Annotated in this window: 3 protein-coding genes; 2 read left to right on the top strand and 1 reads right to left on the bottom strand. The window is 61.0% G+C overall.

Going from position 1 to position 2,515, the window contains the following annotated elements; genetic code table 11:
• Window positions 1-233 precede the first annotated feature (233 nt).
• Window positions 234-605 (top strand): hypothetical protein, encoded by a 372-nt coding sequence (locus ACESNB_RS17075; protein ID WP_373009531.1) that lies wholly within the window; start codon window positions 234-236, stop codon window positions 603-605.
• Window positions 606-663: 58 nt separating this feature from the next.
• Here ACESNB_RS17075 and pip read toward each other — a convergent pair whose 3' ends face one another.
• Entirely contained in the window at window positions 664-1,653 is a 990-nt protein-coding gene (gene pip, locus ACESNB_RS17070) for a prolyl aminopeptidase (RefSeq protein WP_373009529.1), read from the bottom strand.
• A 113-nt stretch (window positions 1,654-1,766) separates the two neighbouring features.
• Between pip and ACESNB_RS17065 the strand changes: the two genes are divergently transcribed.
• Entirely contained in the window at window positions 1,767-2,378 is a 612-nt protein-coding gene (locus ACESNB_RS17065) for a hypothetical protein (protein ID WP_373009527.1), read from the top strand.
• Window positions 2,379-2,515: the final 137 nt, after the last annotated feature.

Below are 2,515 nucleotides of genomic sequence, written 5' to 3'. Positions count from 1 at the left end.
TTATATCAAAGTATGTTCAAACGAGATTATTTTTTATCGGACATCACTATACCCCCTCCCTCCCGGGAGAGGGGGTTGAGGGTGAGGGGGCACTTACCTCTCCAAACACGCCGGGCGTTCAGGCGGCACGGGTATTTCCCCTCACCCTCGGTCCCTCTCCCAAGGGAGAGGGAGGCACGCCGCCTGACCAACCTATCCACCCCCTTGCCGTACCCGGTGTCCAATGCGCCGCGATGCCAGCCTTCAGCCTCCTCACGCCCATGCCGGGCCTGCCCTGGTACCTGCCTCCCATCTGGCCGCTTATCTTCTGGCGCATCCAGCGCCTGAAGGCATGGTTCCGCGCCGCAGGTGGCCCGGGCGGCCAAATGCTGTGGGGCGTGATGTGGAATGGCCGTCTCGTGATCATTCAGTTTTCGGATGACCTTTTCGGACATCCTTCGGGTGTTTTCGATGCACCTGTCTCGGGCCGGCTCAGGTTCGCGCTGACAGACACCCCACTTCCGTGTCCCCGGCGAACGCCGGGGCCTCAGGCCATCCTGTCCGGACGTGCTTCACGAGATCCCGGCCTGCGCCGGGAATACGGAGTCGAAATTCCCGACACCTGACACATACCTCGCCTCAGGACACCCACCCCACCCCAAAGCGCCCTCACAGGCGCAGGGGTCAGGCTTTGACGGCGGGCAGGAAGTGTTCCGCCATATCGTCCGTGGCCTGTATCAGCTTGTCGACAATGCCTGGCTCCATCGAGGAATGTCCGGCGTCCGGAATGATGTGCAGGTCGGCTCTTGGCCAGGCCTTGGACAGTGCCCAGGCCGTCGACAGCGGTGTCACCACATCATAGCGCCCGTGGACGATGACGCCCGGCACGTTCTGCAAGGTGCGTTCGGCCTCCTCGAGCAGCCAGGCATCATGCGCGAAGAAGCCACGATTGATGAAATAGTGGCACTCGATCCGCGCGAAGGCGTCGACGAAATCGTCCTCGTTGAAGCGCGGCGGCGTCGTCACCGGTCCCTTGATCGACAGGGTCTCGCCTTCCCAGCGGGCCCAGGCCCGCGCCGCTTCAATCCGGGCGTTCTTGTCGCTGCCGATCAGGCGCTTGTGAAAGGCATTCAGCAGGTCGCCGCGTTCCGATTCAGGAATTGGGGCGACATAGCGGTCATAGGAATCGGGGAACAGGCGGCTGGCACCGGACTGGTAGAACCAGCTGATCTCGGCCTTCGAGACAAGGAACACGCCGCGCAGGATGATTCCGAGGACCCGTTCCGTATGCGTCACGCCATAGGCGAGCGACAGAGTCGAACCCCATGAACCGCCAAAAACGACCCATTGGTTCACGCCGACATGCTCGCGCAGCGTCTCCATGTCGTCGACCAGGTCCCAGGTCGTGTTCTCGCGCAGTTCCGAATGCGGGGTCGAGCGGCCGCACCCGCGCTGGTCAAACAGGAAAATCCTGTACCGCGCCGGGTCGAAGAACCGTCTCATTTCGGGATTCGATCCGCCGCCAGGTCCGCCATGAAGGGCAACCACCGGAACGCCGTCCGGGTTGCCCGATTCTTCCCAGTAGATTTCGTGCACGTCCGAGACGCGCAGGCGCCCGCTGCGCCGGGATTCGTGTCTCGGATACAATGTCCGGCGGGTGTGGCGTTTATTCATGCGTTCTTCACTATTTCTCAGCCAGTCTGGGAACAATGACTGGACTTGGCTAATTACCATTCGTAAGACTTATTACGGGTGGAGACCCGAACACGTGTGTAGGTGGCGGATTGATGCGTAGCGTAGTACTGACAGTATCCCTATTCTTTCTGGGCGGTTGCGCAACCGTATCCATGGTTCCGGGGCAGGTGACAGTTCTTAGCGGGCTCTCGCATAACCAGTCGGTCCTGCGCAAGGTTTCAGGTGAATATTGTGACGAGGCGGTCAAGTCGGGCTGGGTCGAGGCGTCAGGCGGCCTTGCCGGCCTCGCCGATACGTTGATTAACGGACGCGATTCGACAGTCGAAAACTATGCCTCGCGCATCGGTGCCGACAAGAACGCGCCGTCGCTCGTCCTCTCGCGCATCTCGGCTGACGCCCAGTCGGCCCGTTCTGGCCTCGCCAATGTGTCTGATGAGGCAAACGTCATCCTCCGCAGTCCGGATAGCGATGCCGCCTCCCGCGCCGACGTGATGAGCTACGAGCGCGCCCTTGTGCGTGCCCAGATGGCCTATCGCAATTTCCAGAGCGCCCTCAGCACGGTGGCGGCCCGCGATGACATGGATATGGACACCGCGCCGATCGATGCCGAACTCGCCGATTTTGCTGATACGATCGATGCGGCCCGCGAGACGGCTGACGGCCTCGCCGACAAGTACGCTTCGCTCAATTCGAAATCGTCCTAAAGCACATCCGCGACAAAAGGAATCGTGAGGGATTCCCTTTTGCTTCGAACTCTGATTCTCCTATTCGGCAGGAGGATTTGTCGATGGCAGTTTCGTATTCGCTTGATTTTCGCCGGGCTGTTGCGGCCCATGTTGGC

This window comes from Hyphomonas sp. (assembly GCF_041689225.1).
Classification (GTDB): Bacteria; Pseudomonadota; Alphaproteobacteria; order Caulobacterales; family Hyphomonadaceae; genus Hyphomonas.
This window is presented reverse-complemented; position numbering and strand designations above follow the sequence as displayed.